General features: G+C 69.1%; 15 protein-coding genes. 5 read left to right on the plus strand and 10 right to left on the minus strand.

Annotated elements, in window-relative coordinates:
- Nucleotides 1–203 precede the first annotated feature (203 nt).
- Both H9Y04_RS10000 and H9Y04_RS10005 read right to left on the minus strand, forming a co-directional pair.
- Nucleotides 204–1,517, minus strand: coding sequence for an ABC transporter substrate-binding protein (locus H9Y04_RS10000; RefSeq protein WP_187813373.1), 1,314 nt, complete (start codon nt 1,515–1,517; stop codon nt 204–206).
- Nucleotides 1,518–1,702: 185 nt separating this feature from the next.
- A complete protein-coding gene (locus H9Y04_RS10005; RefSeq protein ID WP_187813374.1) occupies nt 1,703–2,812 on the minus strand; it encodes a substrate-binding domain-containing protein in 1,110 nt (369 codons plus the stop codon).
- Between the two features lie 114 nt (nt 2,813–2,926).
- Between H9Y04_RS10005 and H9Y04_RS10010 the strand changes: the two genes are divergently transcribed.
- Entirely contained in the window at nt 2,927–4,579 is a 1,653-nt protein-coding gene (locus H9Y04_RS10010) for a glycoside hydrolase family 13 protein (protein WP_187813375.1), read from the plus strand.
- A gap of 264 nt (nt 4,580–4,843) precedes the next feature.
- Here H9Y04_RS10010 and H9Y04_RS10015 read toward each other — a convergent pair whose 3' ends face one another.
- The 8 genes from H9Y04_RS10015 to H9Y04_RS10050 all read right to left on the minus strand — a co-directional run bounded on the left by H9Y04_RS10015 (nt 4,844) and on the right by H9Y04_RS10050 (nt 11,749).
- Nucleotides 4,844–5,578 (minus strand): aspartate/glutamate racemase family protein, encoded by a 735-nt coding sequence (locus H9Y04_RS10015; RefSeq protein WP_236070704.1) that lies wholly within the window; start codon nt 5,576–5,578, stop codon nt 4,844–4,846.
- Nucleotides 5,579–5,685: 107 nt separating this feature from the next.
- Nucleotides 5,686–7,077, minus strand: a complete 1,392-nt coding sequence (locus tag H9Y04_RS10020) for a nucleobase:cation symporter-2 family protein (protein WP_187813760.1) — start codon at nt 7,075–7,077, stop codon at nt 5,686–5,688.
- 409 nt (nt 7,078–7,486) lie between these two features.
- A complete protein-coding gene (locus H9Y04_RS10025; protein ID WP_187813376.1) occupies nt 7,487–8,866 on the minus strand; it encodes an 8-oxoguanine deaminase in 1,380 nt (459 codons plus the stop codon).
- A 241-nt stretch (nt 8,867–9,107) separates the two neighbouring features.
- Nucleotides 9,108–10,031, minus strand: a complete 924-nt coding sequence (pucL, locus tag H9Y04_RS10030) for a factor-independent urate hydroxylase (RefSeq protein WP_187813377.1) — start codon at nt 10,029–10,031, stop codon at nt 9,108–9,110.
- A gap of 5 nt (nt 10,032–10,036) precedes the next feature.
- On the minus strand, nt 10,037–10,426 hold the full coding sequence (gene uraH / locus H9Y04_RS10035) for a hydroxyisourate hydrolase (protein ID WP_187813378.1): 390 nt from the start codon (nt 10,424–10,426) through the stop codon (nt 10,037–10,039).
- A complete protein-coding gene (gene uraD / locus H9Y04_RS10040; RefSeq protein ID WP_187813379.1) occupies nt 10,426–10,938 on the minus strand; it encodes a 2-oxo-4-hydroxy-4-carboxy-5-ureidoimidazoline decarboxylase in 513 nt (170 codons plus the stop codon). The genes uraH and uraD overlap by 1 nt, the downstream gene beginning before the upstream one ends.
- Before the next feature lie 179 nt (nt 10,939–11,117).
- Nucleotides 11,118–11,498: a helix-turn-helix domain-containing protein gene (locus H9Y04_RS10045; protein WP_187813380.1), complete on the minus strand. Its 381-nt coding sequence runs from the start codon at nt 11,496–11,498 to the stop codon at nt 11,118–11,120.
- Nucleotides 11,495–11,749: a hypothetical protein gene (locus H9Y04_RS10050; RefSeq protein ID WP_187813381.1), complete on the minus strand. Its 255-nt coding sequence runs from the start codon at nt 11,747–11,749 to the stop codon at nt 11,495–11,497. The genes H9Y04_RS10045 and H9Y04_RS10050 overlap by 4 nt, the downstream gene beginning before the upstream one ends.
- A 126-nt stretch (nt 11,750–11,875) precedes the next feature.
- On the opposite strand from H9Y04_RS10050, the gene H9Y04_RS10055 reads away from it, so the two are divergent.
- The 4 genes from H9Y04_RS10055 (at nt 11,876) to H9Y04_RS10070 (ending at nt 16,557) form a co-directional block, all read left to right on the plus strand.
- Nucleotides 11,876–12,709 (plus strand): TIM barrel protein, encoded by an 834-nt coding sequence (locus tag H9Y04_RS10055; protein WP_187813382.1) that lies wholly within the window; start codon nt 11,876–11,878, stop codon nt 12,707–12,709.
- 107 nt (nt 12,710–12,816) lie between these two features.
- On the plus strand, nt 12,817–13,707 hold the full coding sequence (locus H9Y04_RS10060) for a 2-hydroxy-3-oxopropionate reductase (protein WP_187813383.1): 891 nt from the start codon (nt 12,817–12,819) through the stop codon (nt 13,705–13,707).
- Between the two features lie 214 nt (nt 13,708–13,921).
- The gene (locus H9Y04_RS10065) at nt 13,922–15,376 is read left to right on the plus strand and encodes a catalase (RefSeq protein ID WP_187813384.1); all 1,455 of its coding nucleotides are present in this window, start codon (nt 13,922–13,924) and stop codon (nt 15,374–15,376) included.
- A 542-nt stretch (nt 15,377–15,918) separates the two neighbouring features.
- Complete coding sequence (locus H9Y04_RS10070) at nt 15,919–16,557, plus strand: aminoglycoside phosphotransferase family protein (RefSeq protein WP_236070705.1); 639 nt, start codon at nt 15,919–15,921, stop codon at nt 16,555–16,557.
- Nucleotides 16,558–16,626 lie beyond the last annotated feature (69 nt).

Here is a 16,626-nt window from a genome sequence, read left to right on the forward strand (position 1 = left end):
CGGCGGCGAGGTGGGTGACTTGATGATGACGGCCACCGGTGACTCCTTCGGCTGGAGCGGCTGACTCCTGGTGCTCAGGGCCTGTCCGAGGTGGACGGAGCCCGGCTCGGCATGAGCCGGGCTCCGCGGGTGCCCCTGCCACATCGGCGTCGTGCCAGGGACGGCTCTGCTCGCCGGTGCGGCGGAGGGCAGGCTTCGGACGACTACTTGGCGAGCTTCAGACCGCGGTCCTTGATGGCCTTCTCGCCGGCCTTCTGGCCCTCGTCCAGCATCTTCAGGTGGTCGGCGCCGGCCGCGGTCTGGGCCTGGTTGATGGCGGCGTGCGCCGGGCTCCAGTTCCAGCCGGGGACGATGGACGCGGCGGCCTCGGAGGCGATGCCGTAGACGTCCTGGCCCTCGAAGAAGGCACCGTCGAAGTGCTCGGCGGCGACCTTGCGCATCGCGTCGTTGGCGGGCAGGGCGGAGCTCGGGGTCTTCGCGGCGTCGAGGCGGGCCTTCATCGCGGCCGGGTCGGTGGTGACCCACTCGATGAACTCGGCGGCGGCGTCCACCTTTTCACTGCCCTTGGGCACGATGAACGAGGTGCCGCCGTACATGCCGGTGGCCGCCTTGCCGTCCCAGCTCGGCAGCGGGGCGATGCCCCACTTCCCCGCGGTGTCGGGGTAGCTGGTCTTCATGCCGCCCGCGCTCCAGGAGGCGCCGAGGAAGCTGGCGACCTTGCCGGTGGCGCGCTCCTTGGTCTCACCCTCGCTCCACAGCGGGGTCTTGGAGACGAGACCGTCCTTCAGGAGGTCGTTCCAGTACGTGGCGACCTTCTTGGACGCGGCGTCCTGCATGTCGATCTTCCAGGCGTCGCCCTCGGTGCCGTACCACTTGGCACCGGCCTGCCAGGCGAGGCCCGCGAGCAGGGCCGGGTCGTTGCCGCCGAAGTTGGTCATCTTGACCTTCGGGTCCGCCTTGTTGATCTTCTCGGCGGCCGCGCGGTACTCGTCCCAGGTCTTGGGGACCTCCACGCCGTACTTCTTGAAGAGGTCCTTGCGGTAGTAGAGCTCGATCGGCGTGACGTCGAAGGGGACCGCCCAGGTCTTGCCGCCGAGGTTCACCAGGGAGTTGATGTTCTCCGGGAACTTCTCCTTGACGAAGTCTCCGGAGGCGGAGCTCAGGTCCTCCAGGTTGCCGCCGATGGCGAACTCCGGCAGGACCGAGTAGTCCATGGTCGCCACGTCCGGGGCGTTGCCCGCCTTGACGGCGTTGGTGAGCTTCTTGACGCCGTCGGGGCCCGCCGGGACGAGCGAGAAGTCGACCTTGACGTTCTTGTGGGTCTTGTTGAACAGCGCGGCGGCCTCTTCGGCGCCGCTCGTCGCCGACCAGTACTTGATCGTGACCGGCTTGCCGTCGCCGCCGGCCTTCCCGGAGCCCTTGTCGTCTTCGCCACCACCGCAGGCGGTGGCGAAGAGAGCCAGGGAAACGATCGAAGCGGTGAGTGCGATACGGGACGTACGGGAAGTGCGCGACATTGCACGGCTCCTACGAGACCTCGAACTGCGCGGGCAGTCATCTGCCTTGCCGCAGCTGCGGAAGAAGAGGTGAACGAGAGCCATCATTTGGGCCGGACCGATCACCGTCAAGAGCGAACGACCAACTCAATCAAAACGATCGGTCAATTGAGCGTCCGAACGCCCGAGTTCACCTCTTCTATCCGCTACGTCCTGTCGAGCTCAGAGCCGCACGAGGTCCGCACCCTCAACTCGGGCAGCAGATCGATGTGTTGGCGCGTGGCCGCCGGCGCGTCCGGGTCGGCCGTGAGCCGCCGGAGCAGCAGCTCGGCGGCCTGCGCGCCCACTTCGCGCTTGTCCGGCGCGGCCGCGGTGAGCGGCTGGTCGGCGAGGCTCGCCACTTCGTCGTCGTACGCGACCACGGCCAGGTCCTCGGGTACGCGGATACCGCGGGCCTGCAGCCGCGGGATCAGCGTCAGGGCGTCGGCGTCGCTGTGGATGAGCACGGCCGTCACGCCATGGTTCTCGACCAGGTCGCAGAGGTAGGCGAAGGCACGGTCGAAATGCTCGGCATGACTGAGGTCCGAGCCGTCCTCGAAGGGCAGCTCGGGGACGGGTTCGAGCCCCAGCGCCTCGACTGCCGCCGCGTGCCCGAACCTCAAGTGCCGCGCGGTGGGTGAGACCTGGAGGACCAGACCCACCTTGCGATGCCCGAGCGAGGCGAGATGGCGTACGGCCTCGGCGGCGCCGTGCCCGTGATCGGAGCGCACCCGGTCGAGCGCGGCGGCCGGATGCCCGTGCGGCGCCCAGCGCTCCATCAGGACGGTCGGCACCTCGAAATCCGCGACCCAGGCGCCCTCGGCGCCGCGCGGGGCGCCCTCGTCCCAGTTGGGGGTGAGAAGGAGCCCGTCGGCGCCCGCGGCGATCAGCCGCTTCGCCTGCTCGACGTCCTCCCCCGGCAGGTAGTTGGTGATCCCGATGGTGAGCCGGGCGCCGTGGGCGTCCACGACCTCCCGCACCCCGCGGATCACCTCGGGGTAGTAGTAGTTGTTCGTCGGCACGACGAGGCCGATGACCAGGCCTTCCGCATCCGGCCCCGCGGCCTGGCGCGGCACCTGTTCCGCACTGCCGCCGGGCCACACCACCGCGCCGTGCATCCGGTGGAGGCGGCCCTGCGCGGCCAGTGTCTCCACGTCGCGGCGCAAGGTGACGGGTGAGACGCCGAGCACGTGCGCGAGTTCGGCGACGCGGATGCTGCCACGCTCCCGGACAAGCTCTAGGACGCGTTCATGGCGCTGGTCTACGTGGAGTCGCATTGGTTCCCCCTGGGTTGCGGCCGGGCAGGACCCCGTAAGCGTATCGATCGATTGCGATCGAAACGATCCCCCCGGCCATTGACGTCCGGAAACCGGCCTCCCTAGATTCGTGACATGGTCAACTCCGAGGTTTCGATACCGCACATCGAGCCCCAGAACGGACAGTCCACCGCCGGTATCCGGCGCTCCGCCCCCTGGTGGCGCTCCGCCGCCATCTACCAGATCTATCCGCGCAGTTACGCCGACGGGAACGGGGACGGGATCGGCGACATCGCCGGTATCCGGGCCCGCCTCCCCCATCTGCGCGAACTCGGCGTGGACGCGGTCTGGATCAGCCCCTGGTATCCCTCCCCCATGGCCGACGGCGGCTACGACGTGGCCGATTACCGTGACATCGACCCGCTCTTCGGCACGCTCGCCGAGGCCGAGGCCCTCATCGACGAGGCCCACGAACTGGACATCCGGGTCATCATCGACATCGTCCCGAACCACTGCTCGGACCAGCACCCCTTGTTCAGGGCCGCCCTCGAGGCCGGGCCGGGTGCGCCCGAGCGCGAGCTCTTCTGGTTCCGCCCCGGCCGCGGCACCGCGGGCGAACTGCCGCCCAACAACTGGACCTCGGCCTTCGGCGGCCCCGGCTGGCGGCGGGTCACCGAGCCGGACGGCACACCCGGCGAGTGGTATTTCCACCGGTTCGCCCCCGGGCAGCCGGACTTCAACTGGGACCACCCGGACGTACGCGCCGAGTTCGAGACCACCCTGCGGTTCTGGCTGGACCGGGGCGTGGACGGCTTCCGCATCGATGTCGCGGACTGCCTGGTCAAGGATCCGGCACTGCCGGAGTACGTGGACGGCGGACCGGTCCCCTGGGCCGACCAGGACGGGGTGCACGAGATCTACCGGCAGTGGCGCGCGGTCCTCGACGCGTACGACCACGAGCCGGTCTTCGTGGGCGAGGTGTGGACCCCCGACCCCGTCCGCTTCGCCCGCTATCTGCGCCCCGACGAACTGCACACCGCCTTCAACTTCCCGTTCCTGCAGAGCCCTTGGGACGAGTCGGCCCTGCGCAAGGTGATCGACTCGACGCTTGCCGAGCACGCGCCGGTCGGCGCCACCCCGACCTGGGTGCTCTCCAACCACGACACGACCCGGCACGTCACGCGCTACGGCCGCGCCGACACCTCGTACGCGCTCGACGGCCGCCGGGTGCACGGTGCCTCCGCCGACCTGGAGCTCGGCACGCGCCGGGCCAGGGCGGCGGCGCTCCTGACGATGGCACTGCCAGGCTGCGTGTACGTGTACCAGGGCGACGAGCTGGGCCTGTGGGAGGTCGAGGACATCCCGCACGAGCTGCGCGAGGACCCCACGTACCAGCAGAGCGGCGGCGAGGATCTCGGCCGGGACGGCTGCCGGGTGCCGCTGCCGTGGGGTGACGAGGCCCCGGACGCGAAGGCGTGGCTGCCGCGGCCTGCGGCCTGGGCGGAGCTGAGCGTGCGCGAACAGGCCGCCGATCCGGATTCGATGCTGTCCTTCTATCGCAGGGCGCTCGCGCTGCGGAGGGAGCAGACTGCCCTGCGCGAGGGCGAGTTCACCTGGCTGCCGTCGGCGCCGGGGGTGCTCGCCTTCCGCCGAGGGCCCGGGGTGACCTGCCTGGTCAACCTGTCGGACGCCCCGGTGCCGCTGCCGGACTTCGATGAACTCCTGCTCTCCAGCGGGCCGTTGGCGGAAGGTGTGCTGCCGGCGGATACGGCGGTGTGGCTGCGGTGAGATGACGGGGTGGTGCGGGGCCGGTCGGTCGGGCGGGCCGGACCGGGGGCCGGGCGGGGCGGGGTGGTCCGGTCAGGCGGGCGGTCCGGACGGGGTGGTCGGTCCGGGCGGGCGGTCGGGTTGGGGCGGTTCGGTCCGCACCCACTGCCCGGCCCGGCGCACCCGGCCCCCCAGACCTCGGCCCCAGACCTCGACCCTCGGCCCCAGCCCCCAGACCTCGACCCTCGGCCCCAGCCCCCAGACCTCGACCCTCGGCCCCAGCCCTCAGCCGAGCACCCTCCGCACCCGACGGCAAGCCGCCGCGACCGGCACGATCAGCGGTACGGCGCAGCGGCCGTCGAGCAGTGCCGCGGCCTCGGTCAACGGGCCGCCACCGATGACCACTTGGCGCGCCCCGTCCCGCCTCGCACACAGCTCGACGGCGGCGGCGAGGCGCTCCCGCTGGACGTCCGGCATACCGGCCAGCTCGTGTGGATCGCCCTCGGTGCAGCGGATACCGGTGCACCGATCAGTGAGCCCCAGCGCCTCGACTCGGGCGGCGGTGGCCTCGACCAGCTCAGGGGTCGTGGTCACCACGCCGAACGCGGTGTCCGCGGCTTCGAGCAGGGCGGCCTCCCCGATCCCGACGACCAGCACCGGAACCGGCACCGGCTCCGCCCCCGGCTGCACCGACCGCGGCCCCGCCTCCGCCCCCGACAGCACCGCGCGCAACTCCTCCACCCCGGGATCGCCGAACGCGCCGACCACGAACGCGGCCACCCCCTCGATGCCCGTCCGCAGCGCCGCGGCCACCACTTCCTCCGCGGCCGCACGCAGCTCATCGGCGCTCACGATCATCCCGGGCCCACGGACGGCGGTGACGGCCCGCACAGCAAATCCGCCGAGTTCCTCCCGTACCACCGCGGCCATCATGGCGGTCGTGGCCGGCGAGGTGTTGGGGTTGATCAGGACCACGGTCCGCGCGCGCCGCAAGCCGTTCCCTTCCTCATCGACAGACATGGTGAACACCCTTGGCGGGCCCGGCACTCGAGAAGTGCCGGGCCCGCCAAGGGTGTTGCGGTACGAATCCCTCAGTGAGCCGAGATCGCTCAGTGAGCCGAGACGTCTCAGTGAGCCGAGGCCGGAGCCCGGGTCTCCGAGAGCGTCTCGCCCGGTTCCATCGCGTGCGCCACCTCGTCGGCGTCCGCCCGGTCCTTGCCGGTGTGGTTGAACACCAGGTTGAGCAGGACGGCCGCGACACAGCCGGTGGAGATGCCCGAGTCCAGGATGATCATCGCGGTCTCGGGGAACGCGTGGTAGAACTCCGGCGCAGCGATCGGGATCAGGCCGATGGCCAGCGAGACGGCCACGATCAGGATGTTGTTGTCCTTCTCCAGGCCGGCCTTGGCGAGGGTCTGCACACCGGAGGCCGCGACCGAACCGAAGAGCACCACACCCGCGCCGCCGAGCACCGGCCGGGGCACGGTGGCGATCAGCGAGGCGGCGACCGGCATCAGACCGATCAGGATGAGGAAGGCGCCGCCCGTCGCGACCACGAACCGCGAGCGGATCTTCGTCATGGCGACCAGACCGACGTTCTGCGCGAAGGCGCTGGCCATGAAGCCGTTGAACAGCGGCGAGACGGCCGAGCCGAGGCAGTCGGCGCGCAGACCGGCCGCGATGGTCTTCTCGTCGGCCGGCTTCTCGACGATCTGGCCGAGGGCCAGCATGTCCGCGGTGGACTCCGTCATCGACACGACCATTACGACGATCATCGACACGATGGCCGCCGCGGCGAACTGCGGGGCGCCGAAGTGGAACGGTGACGGGAAGCCGATGATGTCCGCCTCACCGATGGCACTGAAGTCGGTGACGCCGAAGGGGATCGCCACGACCGTGCCGATCACGAGGCCGAGCAGGACGGCGATCTGCTTGACGAACCCGCTGGTGAAGCGGCGGATGAGCAGCACGATGACCAGGGATATGCCGGCCAGCGCAAGGTATTTGGTGGATCCGTAGTCATCGGCTGCGGGATTGGGCCCCTGGGCCCAGCCGAAGGCGACGGGCATCAGCGAGACACCGATCAGGGTGATCACGGTGCCCGTGACGACGGGCGGGAAGAAGCGCACCAGCTTCGAGAAGAACGGGGCGGCGATGAAGCCGAGCAGACCCGCGACGATGATGGCGCCGAAGATGATCGGCAGCGCGTCGTCCTTGTCCTTCGTCTGGTCCACGATCGCCAGCATCGGTGCGACACCGGCGAAGGTGACACCGTTGACGAACGGAAGGCGGGCGCCGATCTTCCAGACGCCGAGCGTCTGGAGGAGCGTGGCGATTCCCGCGGTGAACAGGGAGGCGCCGGTCAGGAACGTGAGTTCCTTCGCGGAGAGCCCCACGGCCGCTCCGACGATCAGCGGCGGGGCGACCACGCCCGCGTACATGGCGGCCACATGCTGGAGACCGCTGGTCATCATCTTGAGAGGTGGGAGCTTCTCGTCGACCGGGTGCTTTTCGGGCATCTGGTCGCGGACGCTCTCGTCCTCTGGCACGGCGACTGCTTTGCGAACCTTGGGCGTTGCTGCCACGGCGGTTCCTCCGGTCGGTTAAACGCGTCGCCAGCGACGCGGGTGTCATGGAGGTCGTACAGATGGTGCAAACAGGCAGGTGGTGCGTTGGTGCAGTGGTGCTGTTCGTGCGCGGTATGGAGTTGTGGCAGCGATGTGCGGTCGCCGTGCGGGAGGGGCAGGACGGTCACCGGTCCGCCGTACGGCAGGAAACGGTCACCGATCCGGTGGGTACGGGCGCATGGGCGCCCGCACCCACCGGTCTCGGCTGCCATGGACCCCGCTCGGGTCCACGGCGACCGGTCGAGGGCCGTCCCCCTCGACCGGACTCCTTGAAAGCCCTGGTGGCTGAAGAGCCCGGGGCTTAGGCGCCGGCGGCGATCCGGGCCAGGCGCTGGGCCTCGGCACGGGTGTCGCGGGCGATCTGGTCCTCGTCGGCGAAGAGCAGTCGGTTGTTCTCGACGATCTGCTTGCCGTTGACGAAGGAGGCGGTGACGGGGGCCGCGGCACCGAAGACCAGGGCCGTGACCGGGTCGGCGATGGAGGAGTGGGCGAGGGTGTCCATCTTCCAGAGCACGAAGTCGGCGAGCTTGCCGGCTTCGAGCGAGCCGATGTTGTCGGCGCGGCCGAGGACCTGGGCGCCGCCGAACGTGCCGAGGCGCAGGGCCTGGCGGGCGTTCAGGGCGGCCTCGCGGTGCTCGGTGTTGAGGCGGTTGATGAGGAGCGCGTTGCGCAGCTCGGTGTGCAGTTCACCGGACTCGTTGGAGGCGGTGCCGTCCACACCGAGGCCGACCGGTACGCCGGCCTTCAGCATGTCCGGGACGCGGGCGATACCGGCCGCGAGACGGGCGTTGGACGAGGGGCAGTGCGCGACACCGGTCTTCGTACGGGCGAAGGCGGCGATGTCCGAGTCGTTCATGTGGACGCAGTGCGCCATCCACACGTCCTCGCCGAGCCAGCCGGTGGACTCGAAGTAGTCGGTCGGGCCCATGCCGAAGAGCTCGTGGCAGAACTTCTCCTCCTCGACGGTCTCCGAGCCGTGCGTGTGCATCCGTACGCCGAGCGAACGGGCCAGCTCCGCGCCCTGCTTGAGCAGTTCGGTGGAGACGGAGAAGGGGGAGCACGGCGCGACGGCGACCTGGGTCATCGCGTCGAAGGAGGCGTCGTGGAACTTCTTGACGGTCTCGGCCGTGGCGGACAGCGCACCGTCGAGGGTCTCGACGGCGAAGTCCGGCGGCAGGCCGCCGTCCTTCTCGGAGCGGTCCATGGAGCCGCGGGCCAGGGTGAAGCGGACACCCATGTCGCTCGCGGCGCCGATGATCGCGCCGGACAGGTCGCCGGAGCCCTGCGGGAAGACGTAGTGGTGGTCCATCGCGGTGGTGACACCACCGCGGGCCATCATCGCGAGGGAGCCCTGCGCGGCGGTGCGGGCCATCGACTCGTCGATGCGCGCCCACGTCGGGTAGAGGGCGACGAGCCAGTTGAAGAGGTTGTGATCGGTGGCCAGACCACGGGTGATCCACTGGTAGAAGTGGTGGTGCGTGTTGACCAGACCCGGGGTGACCAGGTGACCGGTGGCGTCGATCCGCCGGACCACGTTCTCGAGGTTCTCGGGGGCCTTGCCGGCGCCCACGGACTCGATCTTGTTGTCCGCGACGACGATGTAACCCGAGGCGTACTCGGTGTCGTTCGCGTCCACGGTCGCGATGGCACAGTTTTCGATAACGATGCGCGAAGCCGCCATGGCGGATCCTCGTTCTTCCTCTTCGGATGTACGAACCCGGGGGCCGAGCGGGGTGACGACCGAGTCCGTGGTGCACGTGTCAACGCCCCATCACGTCGACCCGTTGCGGGTGTTGCGCAGATGCCCCCGCTCCCCTCCTGGCCCCCGGGGCCCGGCCCTTGTCGGAGGGTCGGGGGTCCCGGGGCAGACGCCGGCGCACTCGCGTCGGAGGTTGTCGAGGCTCTCTATGTCCTTGCGGGGACTAGAGGTTGGTCATGTCCACCGGGATCTTCGGCTCGACACCATCGCGCAGGATGGTGGCCTCGATCAGACCGTAGGGACGGTCGGCGGCGAAGTAGACCTCGTTGTCGTTCTTGAGGCCGAAGGGCTCCAGGTCGACAAGGAAGTGGTGCTTGTTGGGGAGCGAGAAGCGGACCTCGTCGATCTCCGCACGGTTGTTGATGATGCGCGAGCCCATCTGGTACAGCGTCTGCTGCAGCGAGAGCGAGTACGTCTCGGCGAAGGCCTCGAGCATGTGCTTCTTGGTCTGCTCGTACGAACGCTCCCAGTTGGGCATCCGCTGCTCGTCGTCGGTCCAGTTGAACCGCCAGCGGCCGGAGACCTGCGTGGCCAGGATGCGGTCGTACGCCTCCTGGAGCGTCGTGTACTTGTCCTTGATGTAGCCCCAGAACTCCGAGTTGGTGGAGTTCATGACGACCAGGTCCTTCAGACCCGAGATGACCTGCCACTCGGAGCCGTTGTACGTGATCTCGCTGACGCGGGTCTCCTGGCCCTTGCGGACGAAGGAGTGCTTGACGTCGTCGGAGCCGATGAACTTCGAGTTGGCCTCGGAGGTCTCGATGCGCTCCCAGGAGTATTCCTCGATGCGGATACGCGCCTGGTGGATCGGGTCCTGGCTGTTCACGAAGTGACGCGCCAGGTGGATGCCGAACTGCTCGGCCGACTCGATCCCGTACTCCTTGGCGAACGCGTACACCGTGTTCTTGGTGGTGTCGGTCGGCAGGACGTTGGCGTTGGAGCCGGTCAGGTGGACCTCGTCCATCTCGCCCGAGAGGGCGACGGAGACGTTGAGGTCCTTGATGTGGTGGGTGTCGCCGTCCCGCGTGATCTTGACGACGCGGTTCTCAGCCTTGCCGTACTGGTTCTGTCCCAGAATCGTGGGCATGTCTGCTAGCTCCCTCGGTAAACGGAGTAGCCGAACGGGTTGAGCAGCAGCGGTACGTGATAGTGCTCGCCCGGCTTGACGGCGAACGTGATCGCCACCTCCGGGAAGAACGCACCGCTGTCCCGATTCGCGGGGGCGTCCTGCTGGTTTTCGGCTTGCTTCTTGGAGAAGTACGCCTCGGTCTCGAAGTCGAGACGTACGTGGGTCGTTCCTTCCGGCAGGGCCGGCAGGTCCTTGCAACGCCCGTCCGCATCGGTGGCGGAGCCGCCGAGAGCCACCCAGTCCGCGTCGAAACCGGCGCGGGCCGCGAGCGAGATGGCGACGCCTTCGGCGGGGCGTCCGATGCTGGTGTCCAGGATGTGCGTGGACACCGAAGCGGTCGTGTCAGTGCTCATTACTCTGCTGCTTCCTCTACGAGGCGGGTCAGGCGGATGCGGTTGATCTTGGCCAGCTCGGCGCGGACGATCTCCCGCTCCTGCTCGGCCTCGTTCTCGATCCGTACCTTGATCTGGCCGAGCATGAACTCGGCCGTGGCGCCGGTCGCGCAGATGAGGAAGACATGGCCGAACTTCTCCTGGTAGGCCAGGTTCAGTTCGAGCAGTTCCGCCTTGAGTTCCTCGGAGGCGCCGGCCATGCCGCGCTGTTCGCGCGCGGAGGTCGGGTCTCCCGGCTTCGGGCGGCCGATCGGCGGGTGCCCCGCCATGGCCTCCTCCAGGTCCGCCGTGGTGAGCTCGGCCATGGCGGCGTCGCTCGCGGCGAAGAGGGAGTCGGCGTCGGCGTAGGGGCGCTGGGCGAGAACCTTGCTGCCCCAGGCCGAAGAGCTGCACACCTCGTGGAGCTCCGCGGTGGCCGCGGCCTCGTCGGAGGTGTTGAACCGGGTCAGCCCCGGTGTCGTACGCGAAGTCACGGGAAAGCCTCCGTGGTGCTGGACGGGCTGGGATTAGCTAAGACCCTCGGCAACACTCCGTCAACACTTTGTTGAAACGAATTGAACAAAGAGCCGCCGCCTGGATCTCCAGGCGACGGCTCTTTGTGTGTTCGTTCGGGCGGGACGTCCCGAGCTTGGTGCGTTCTGCGGGTACGCGCCTACTCGGACTTCGTGGTGCTGTTGTCCCGGTTCAAGTAGTTGTACACAGTGAAGCGGGACACGCCTATGGCACTCGCCACGGTCTCCACACCGTGCCGTACGGCAAAGGCGCCGCGCGCTTCCAGGAGGCGTACGACTTCCTGCTTGGACTTGCGGTCGAGCTCCGCCAGGGGCCTGCCGTACTTGCGCTCCAGGGCCGCCAGGATGTGGTCGAGGGAGTCCGCGAGCTGCGGCAGGCGCACGGCGAGCACGTCCTCGCCCTCCCAGGCGAGCACGACATCGTCGTCGCCGGCCTCGGCCGGGGCGATGACCTGGGCGCCCATCGCGTCGACCAGCGGCTTCACGGCGCTGACGAAGGGGTGGTCTCTGGGTTCGGTCACTTCCGGTCACCCTCTCCGAGCACGTTCACCTGGAGAGAGACCCGGGTGGCACCCGCGGCCAGGGATTTGCGCAGCAGCGCGTCGACCGCGGCGAGCACCGGCTCGGCGCCGCCCTCGGCGGTATTGCCGAACGGGCCGACATCGACCGCGTCGAGCACGGCTGCCTCGATCACCTCACGGGCGGCCAGGGCATGCGCCGGGGCCTCGTCGAGGTCGAAGGGCTCGGTCGTGAACTCCACTCTCAATCGCACGCGCATCAACCTACTGGGCTCTGTGCGATTTACGGGAGCCCCCACTTGACAGGTGACCAGGACCTTAGGCACTCTTCCGTCAAGTAGAAAGTAACTTCCGCGATACGGAAGGAGCGCCTACCCCTCATGGGTTACACGGACCAGCGCTTCAATGTGAATCTCTCGATCCTCTACACGGAACTCCCGCTCCTGGAGCGCCCCGCGGCCGCCGCCGCGGCGGGCTTCACCGCGGTCGAGCTGTGGTGGCCCTGGATCGAGACCCCCACCCCCGACCAGGCCGAGCTCGACGCCCTCAAGAAGGCGATCGAGGACGCGGGCGTCCAGCTCACGGGCCTGAACTTCTACGCCGGCCAGCTCCCAGGACCGGACCGCGGTGCGGTCTCGGTGCCCGGTGAGGAGTCGGAGAAGTTCCGCGCCAACCTCAAGGTCGCGGCCGACTTCGCCGAGTCGCTCGGCTGCAAGGCGCTCAACGCCCTGTACGGCAACCGCGTCGAAGGCGTGGACCCGGCCGAGCAGGACAAGCTCGCCCTGGAAAACCTGGTGCTCGCGGCCAAGGAGGCCGACCGCATCGGCGCGATCCTCCTGATCGAGACCCTCAACAAGCCGGAGTCCCCGCTCTACCCGCTGGTGAGCGCACCGGCCGGCATCGAGATCGTGGACAAGGTGAACGAGGCCACCGGTCTCGGCAACGCCAAGTTCCTCATGGACCTGTACCACCTGGCCATGAACGACGAGGACCTGCCGCAGATCATCGACGCCTACGCGGCGAAGACCGGTCACGTGCAGATCGCCGACAAGCCGGGCCGTGGCGCCCCGGGCACCGGCGAGCTCCCGCTCGAGGACCTGCTCGACCAGCTCAAGAAGGCGGGTTACGAGGGGTACGTGGGCCTGGAGTACAAGGCCCCCGACGCCGCCGCCTCCTTCGGCTGGCTGCCGGCCGAGGCCCGCGCCGCGCGCTGACCCTCGTGCGCTGACGTCCCCCGGCGACCGCTCACTGTGCGGGTGAGCGGTACCGGCCCGGTCACGCCAACTCACGTACGCATCAAGACTTATCGAGAGGCACCATCATGAGCAACCTTCCTAAGATCGCGTGGATCGGCCTCGGCATCATGGGCTCCCCCATGGCCGAGAACCTGATCAAGGCCGGTTACTCCGTCACCGGCTACACCCTCGAGCAGGACAAGCTCGACCGCCTCGCCGCCAACGGCGGCACCGCGGCCGGCTCGATCGCCGAGGCCGTCAAGGACGCCGATGTCGTCATCACGATGGTGCCCGCGTCCCCGCAGGTCGAGGCCATCGCCTACGGTCCCGAGGGCATCCTCGAGAACGCCAAGTCCGGCGCCCTGATCGTCGACATGTCGTCGATCACGCCGCAGACCTCGGTCGACCTGGCCAAGAACGCCAAGGAGAAGGGTCTGCGCGTCCTGGACGCCCCCGTCTCCGGCGGCGAGGCCGGTGCCATCGAGGCCGTCCTGTCCATCATGGTCGGCGGCGAGCAGGCCGACTTCGACGAGGCCCTGCCGGTCCTCGAGGCCCTCGGCAAGACCATCGTGCTGTGCGGTCCGCACGGTTCGGGCCAGACGGTGAAGGCTGCCAACCAGCTGATCGTGGCGGTCAACATCCAGGCCTGCGCCGAGGCCGTGGTCTTCCTGGAGAAGTCCGGTGTGGACCTGAAGGCCGCGCTCGACGTCCTCAACGGCGGCCTGGCCGGCTCGACCGTCCTGACGCGCAAGAAGGACAACTTCCTCAACCGCGACTTCAAGCCGGGCTTCCGTATCGACCTGCACCACAAGGACATGGGCATCGTCACCGACGCCGCCCGCAACGTGGGTGCCTCGCTGCCGGTCGGCGCCGTGGTCGCGCAGCTCGTCGCCTCCCTGCGTGCGCAGGGCGACGGCGGCCTGGACCACTCGGCCCTGCTCCGCGCCGTCGAGCGCCTGTCCGGCTCGCAGGTCTGAGCCGCGGGCTCACCCCTGAGTGAGCCCCTTCGAACCCCGGTCGGCGGCGGCGCTGACACCTGTCCTGTCGCGCCCAGGCGCCGCCGCCGACCGGAACACCAGACTTCAGTTTCAACAAACTGTTGACGTCAGGTTCACGACGTACATACGCTCCTGAAACCGCAGACGTAGAGCAGCAGTTCTCTTTAGCTTTCAGCAGTTACGGAAGGTCACGATGTCGAAGCGCGTGCTTACGACCGAGTCCGGCGCCCCCGTCGCCGACAACCAGAACTCCGCCACCGCCGGCGTCGGTGGCCCGATCCTCCTGCAGGACCAGCACCTGCTCGAGAAGCTCGCCCGCTTCAACCGGGAGCGCATCCCGGAGCGTGTCGTGCACGCCCGCGGCTCCGGCGCCTACGGTCACTTCGAGGTGACCGACGACGTCTCGGCGTACACCTCGGCGAACTTCCTCTCCGAGGTGGGCAAGAAGACCGAGCTCTTCCTGCGCTTCTCGACCGTGGCCGACTCGCTCGGCGGCGCGGACGCCGTCCGTGACCCGCGCGGCTTCGCGGTGAAGTTCTACACCGAAGAGGGCAACTACGACCTCGTCGGCAACAACACCCCGGTGTTCTTCATCAAGGACCCGATCAAGTTCCCCGACTTCATCCACTCCCAGAAGCGCGACCCCTTCACGGGCAAGCAGGAGGCGGACAACGTCTGGGACTTCTGGGCGCACTCCCCCGAGGCGACGCACCAGGTCACCTGGCTGATGGGCGACCGCGGTATCCCCGCGTCGTACCGCCACATGAACGGCTACGGCTCCCACACGTACCAGTGGACCAACGCCCAGGGTGAGGCCTTCTTCGTCAAGTACCACTTCAAGACGAACCAGGGCATCCGCTCCCTGTCCGCCGACCAGGCCGCCGAGATCGTCGGCAAGGACGGCAACTCGCACCAGACCGACCTGCTGCAGTCCATCGAGCGCGGTGTGTACCCCTCGTGGACGCTGTACGTCCAGGTCATGCCCGCGGCCGAGGCGGCGGACTACCGCTTCAACCCGTTCGACCTGACGAAGGTGTGGCCGCACAGCGACTACCCGCTGCAGCGCGTGGGCCGGCTGGTCCTGGACCGCAACCCCGACAACGTCTTCGCCGAGGTCGAGCAGGCCGCGTTCTCGCCGAACAACTTCGTTCCGGGCATCGGTCCTTCGCCGGACAAGATGCTGCAGGGCCGTCTGTTCGCCTACGCGGACGCGCACCGCTACCGCCTGGGTGTCAACCACACCCTGCTGCCGGTGAACGCCCCCAAGGCGACCGTCGCGAACAACTACGGCCGCGACGGCTTCATGGCCGCCAACGCCCAGGGCCGCGACGCGAAGAACTACGAGCCGAACTCCTTCGGCGGTCCGGTCGAGACCGGCCTGCCGCTGTCGGCGCCGCTCGCGATCCACGGGTACACCGGCACGCACGAGGCGCCGGCCCACACCAAGGACGACGACTTCTTCCAGGCCGGCGAGCTGTACCGCCTGATGTCGGAGGAGGAGAAGCAGCGTCTGGTCGCCAACATCGCCGGCGGTCTGTCGCAGGTCTCCCGCGACGACATCATCGAGAAGAACATCGCGCACTTCGCCGCCGCGGACGCGGACTACGGCAAGCGCGTGGAGGAGGCCGTTCGCGCCCTGCGCGACTGAGCCCCTCCTGTGAGGCTGTGCCCGGGGTGACGGGAGGTCATCCCTGGGCACCGGCCCGCATCGCCTGCCCGGATGAGGGGTGGCAGGCGGTACGGGCGAGTTGGAGACCGCGGCGGGGTGCGAGCCAGTGCGGTGGTAAAGGTTCTACGGCACGTTTCTCGACCTGAGGGAAACGACATCGGGAGCCATCGCATCCGCCGCGGTCCCCACAAGAACAGAGACTCCGTCCGGCGGCGCGAACGACCATTTCTTCGTGCCGACCTCGCACCGCTTCGCGGGCTTCGGCCGCCTGCGCCGGCCTCCGGCCGTCGTCCAGAGCAGCGGGAACGCGAACGCGAGACCGGCCCACACACTCCGTCCGGCGGCGCGAACGTCCTGTCGCGCCAGCCTTGCGCCGTCGGGCGGCAACAACTCCTCAGCCAGAGCGCCGAGTACGGACGGTCCCGTGCTCGGCGCTCCCCTTTTCCCGCGCGCATCCCGTACGGCCGCCTCACGGGCGATATCACGTGGCCCCGCCCCATATCGCCTGGCGGGCTCGCCCCATGACAGCGATCGCCCCTGCTCAGGGCGTACGGATGGACTGGCGGGAGATCCCTGCTCCGGTCCGCGAAGCGCTCGAGCTACAGCTCGGAACACAGGTCGTCGAGGCGAGCACGCAGAGCGGCGGGTTCTCCCCCGGCGTCGCGGCCCGCCTGCGCCTGGCCGACGGCAGCCGCGCCTTCGCCAAGGCAGGCTGCGCCGAGGTCAACGCGCACTCGGTCACCATGCACCGCGCGGAGATCGCCAACGCCGCCCTGCTGCCGCCGGGCGCCCCGGTCCCGCGTCTGCTCGGCTCGTACGACGACGGCCAATGGGTCGCGCTCCTCTTCGAGGACGTCGAGGGCCGCCAGCCCCATGTGCCCTGGGTGCCCGAGGAGTTGGACCGTGTGATGGCCGCCGTCGGCCGCCTGTCCGAGTCCCTCACGCCCGCACCGGCCGGCGCCGAACCGCTGCCCGGCGAGCCCTTCGAGGGCCGGGGTCAGCTGGCGGCCGCGCACGCGAGCGGCGAGGAGGATCTCGCGGGCATGGACCCTTACGGACGCATCTCACCGCACGCGCCGAACGCGAGCGGGAGTGCACCTCGGCCATCGCGGGCGACGCGCTCGCGCACGGGGATCTGCGTGCCGACAACATCCTCCTGACCGCCGAGGGCGCGGTCTTCGTGGACTGGCCGCACGCGTGCCGCGCTGCGCGCTGCGCGCTGGTTCGAC

This window comes from Streptomyces polyasparticus, from assembly GCF_014493765.1.
Lineage (GTDB): Bacteria > Actinomycetota > Actinomycetes > Streptomycetales > Streptomycetaceae > Streptomyces > Streptomyces polyasparticus.

Coding starts and splice junctions, on each gene's coding strand:
- H9Y04_RS10000 (WP_187813373.1), bottom strand. CDS start 1,517: ATGTCGCGCACTTCCCGTACGTCCCGTATCGCACTCACCGCTTCGATC.
- H9Y04_RS10005 (WP_187813374.1), bottom strand. CDS start 2,812: ATGCGACTCCACGTAGACCAGCGCCATGAACGCGTCCTAGAGCTTGTC.
- H9Y04_RS10010 (WP_187813375.1), top strand. CDS start 2,927: ATGGTCAACTCCGAGGTTTCGATACCGCACATCGAGCCCCAGAACGGA.
- H9Y04_RS10015 (WP_236070704.1), bottom strand. CDS start 5,578: ATGTCTGTCGATGAGGAAGGGAACGGCTTGCGGCGCGCGCGGACCGTG.
- H9Y04_RS10020 (WP_187813760.1), bottom strand. CDS start 7,077: ATGCCCGAAAAGCACCCGGTCGACGAGAAGCTCCCACCTCTCAAGATG.
- H9Y04_RS10025 (WP_187813376.1), bottom strand. CDS start 8,866: ATGGCGGCTTCGCGCATCGTTATCGAAAACTGTGCCATCGCGACCGTG.
- pucL (WP_187813377.1), bottom strand. CDS start 10,031: ATGCCCACGATTCTGGGACAGAACCAGTACGGCAAGGCTGAGAACCGC.
- uraH (WP_187813378.1), bottom strand. CDS start 10,426: ATGAGCACTGACACGACCGCTTCGGTGTCCACGCACATCCTGGACACC.
- H9Y04_RS10055 (WP_187813382.1), top strand. CDS start 11,876: ATGGGTTACACGGACCAGCGCTTCAATGTGAATCTCTCGATCCTCTAC.
- H9Y04_RS10060 (WP_187813383.1), top strand. CDS start 12,817: ATGAGCAACCTTCCTAAGATCGCGTGGATCGGCCTCGGCATCATGGGC.
- H9Y04_RS10065 (WP_187813384.1), top strand. CDS start 13,922: ATGTCGAAGCGCGTGCTTACGACCGAGTCCGGCGCCCCCGTCGCCGAC.
- H9Y04_RS10070 (WP_236070705.1), top strand. CDS start 15,919: ATGACAGCGATCGCCCCTGCTCAGGGCGTACGGATGGACTGGCGGGAG.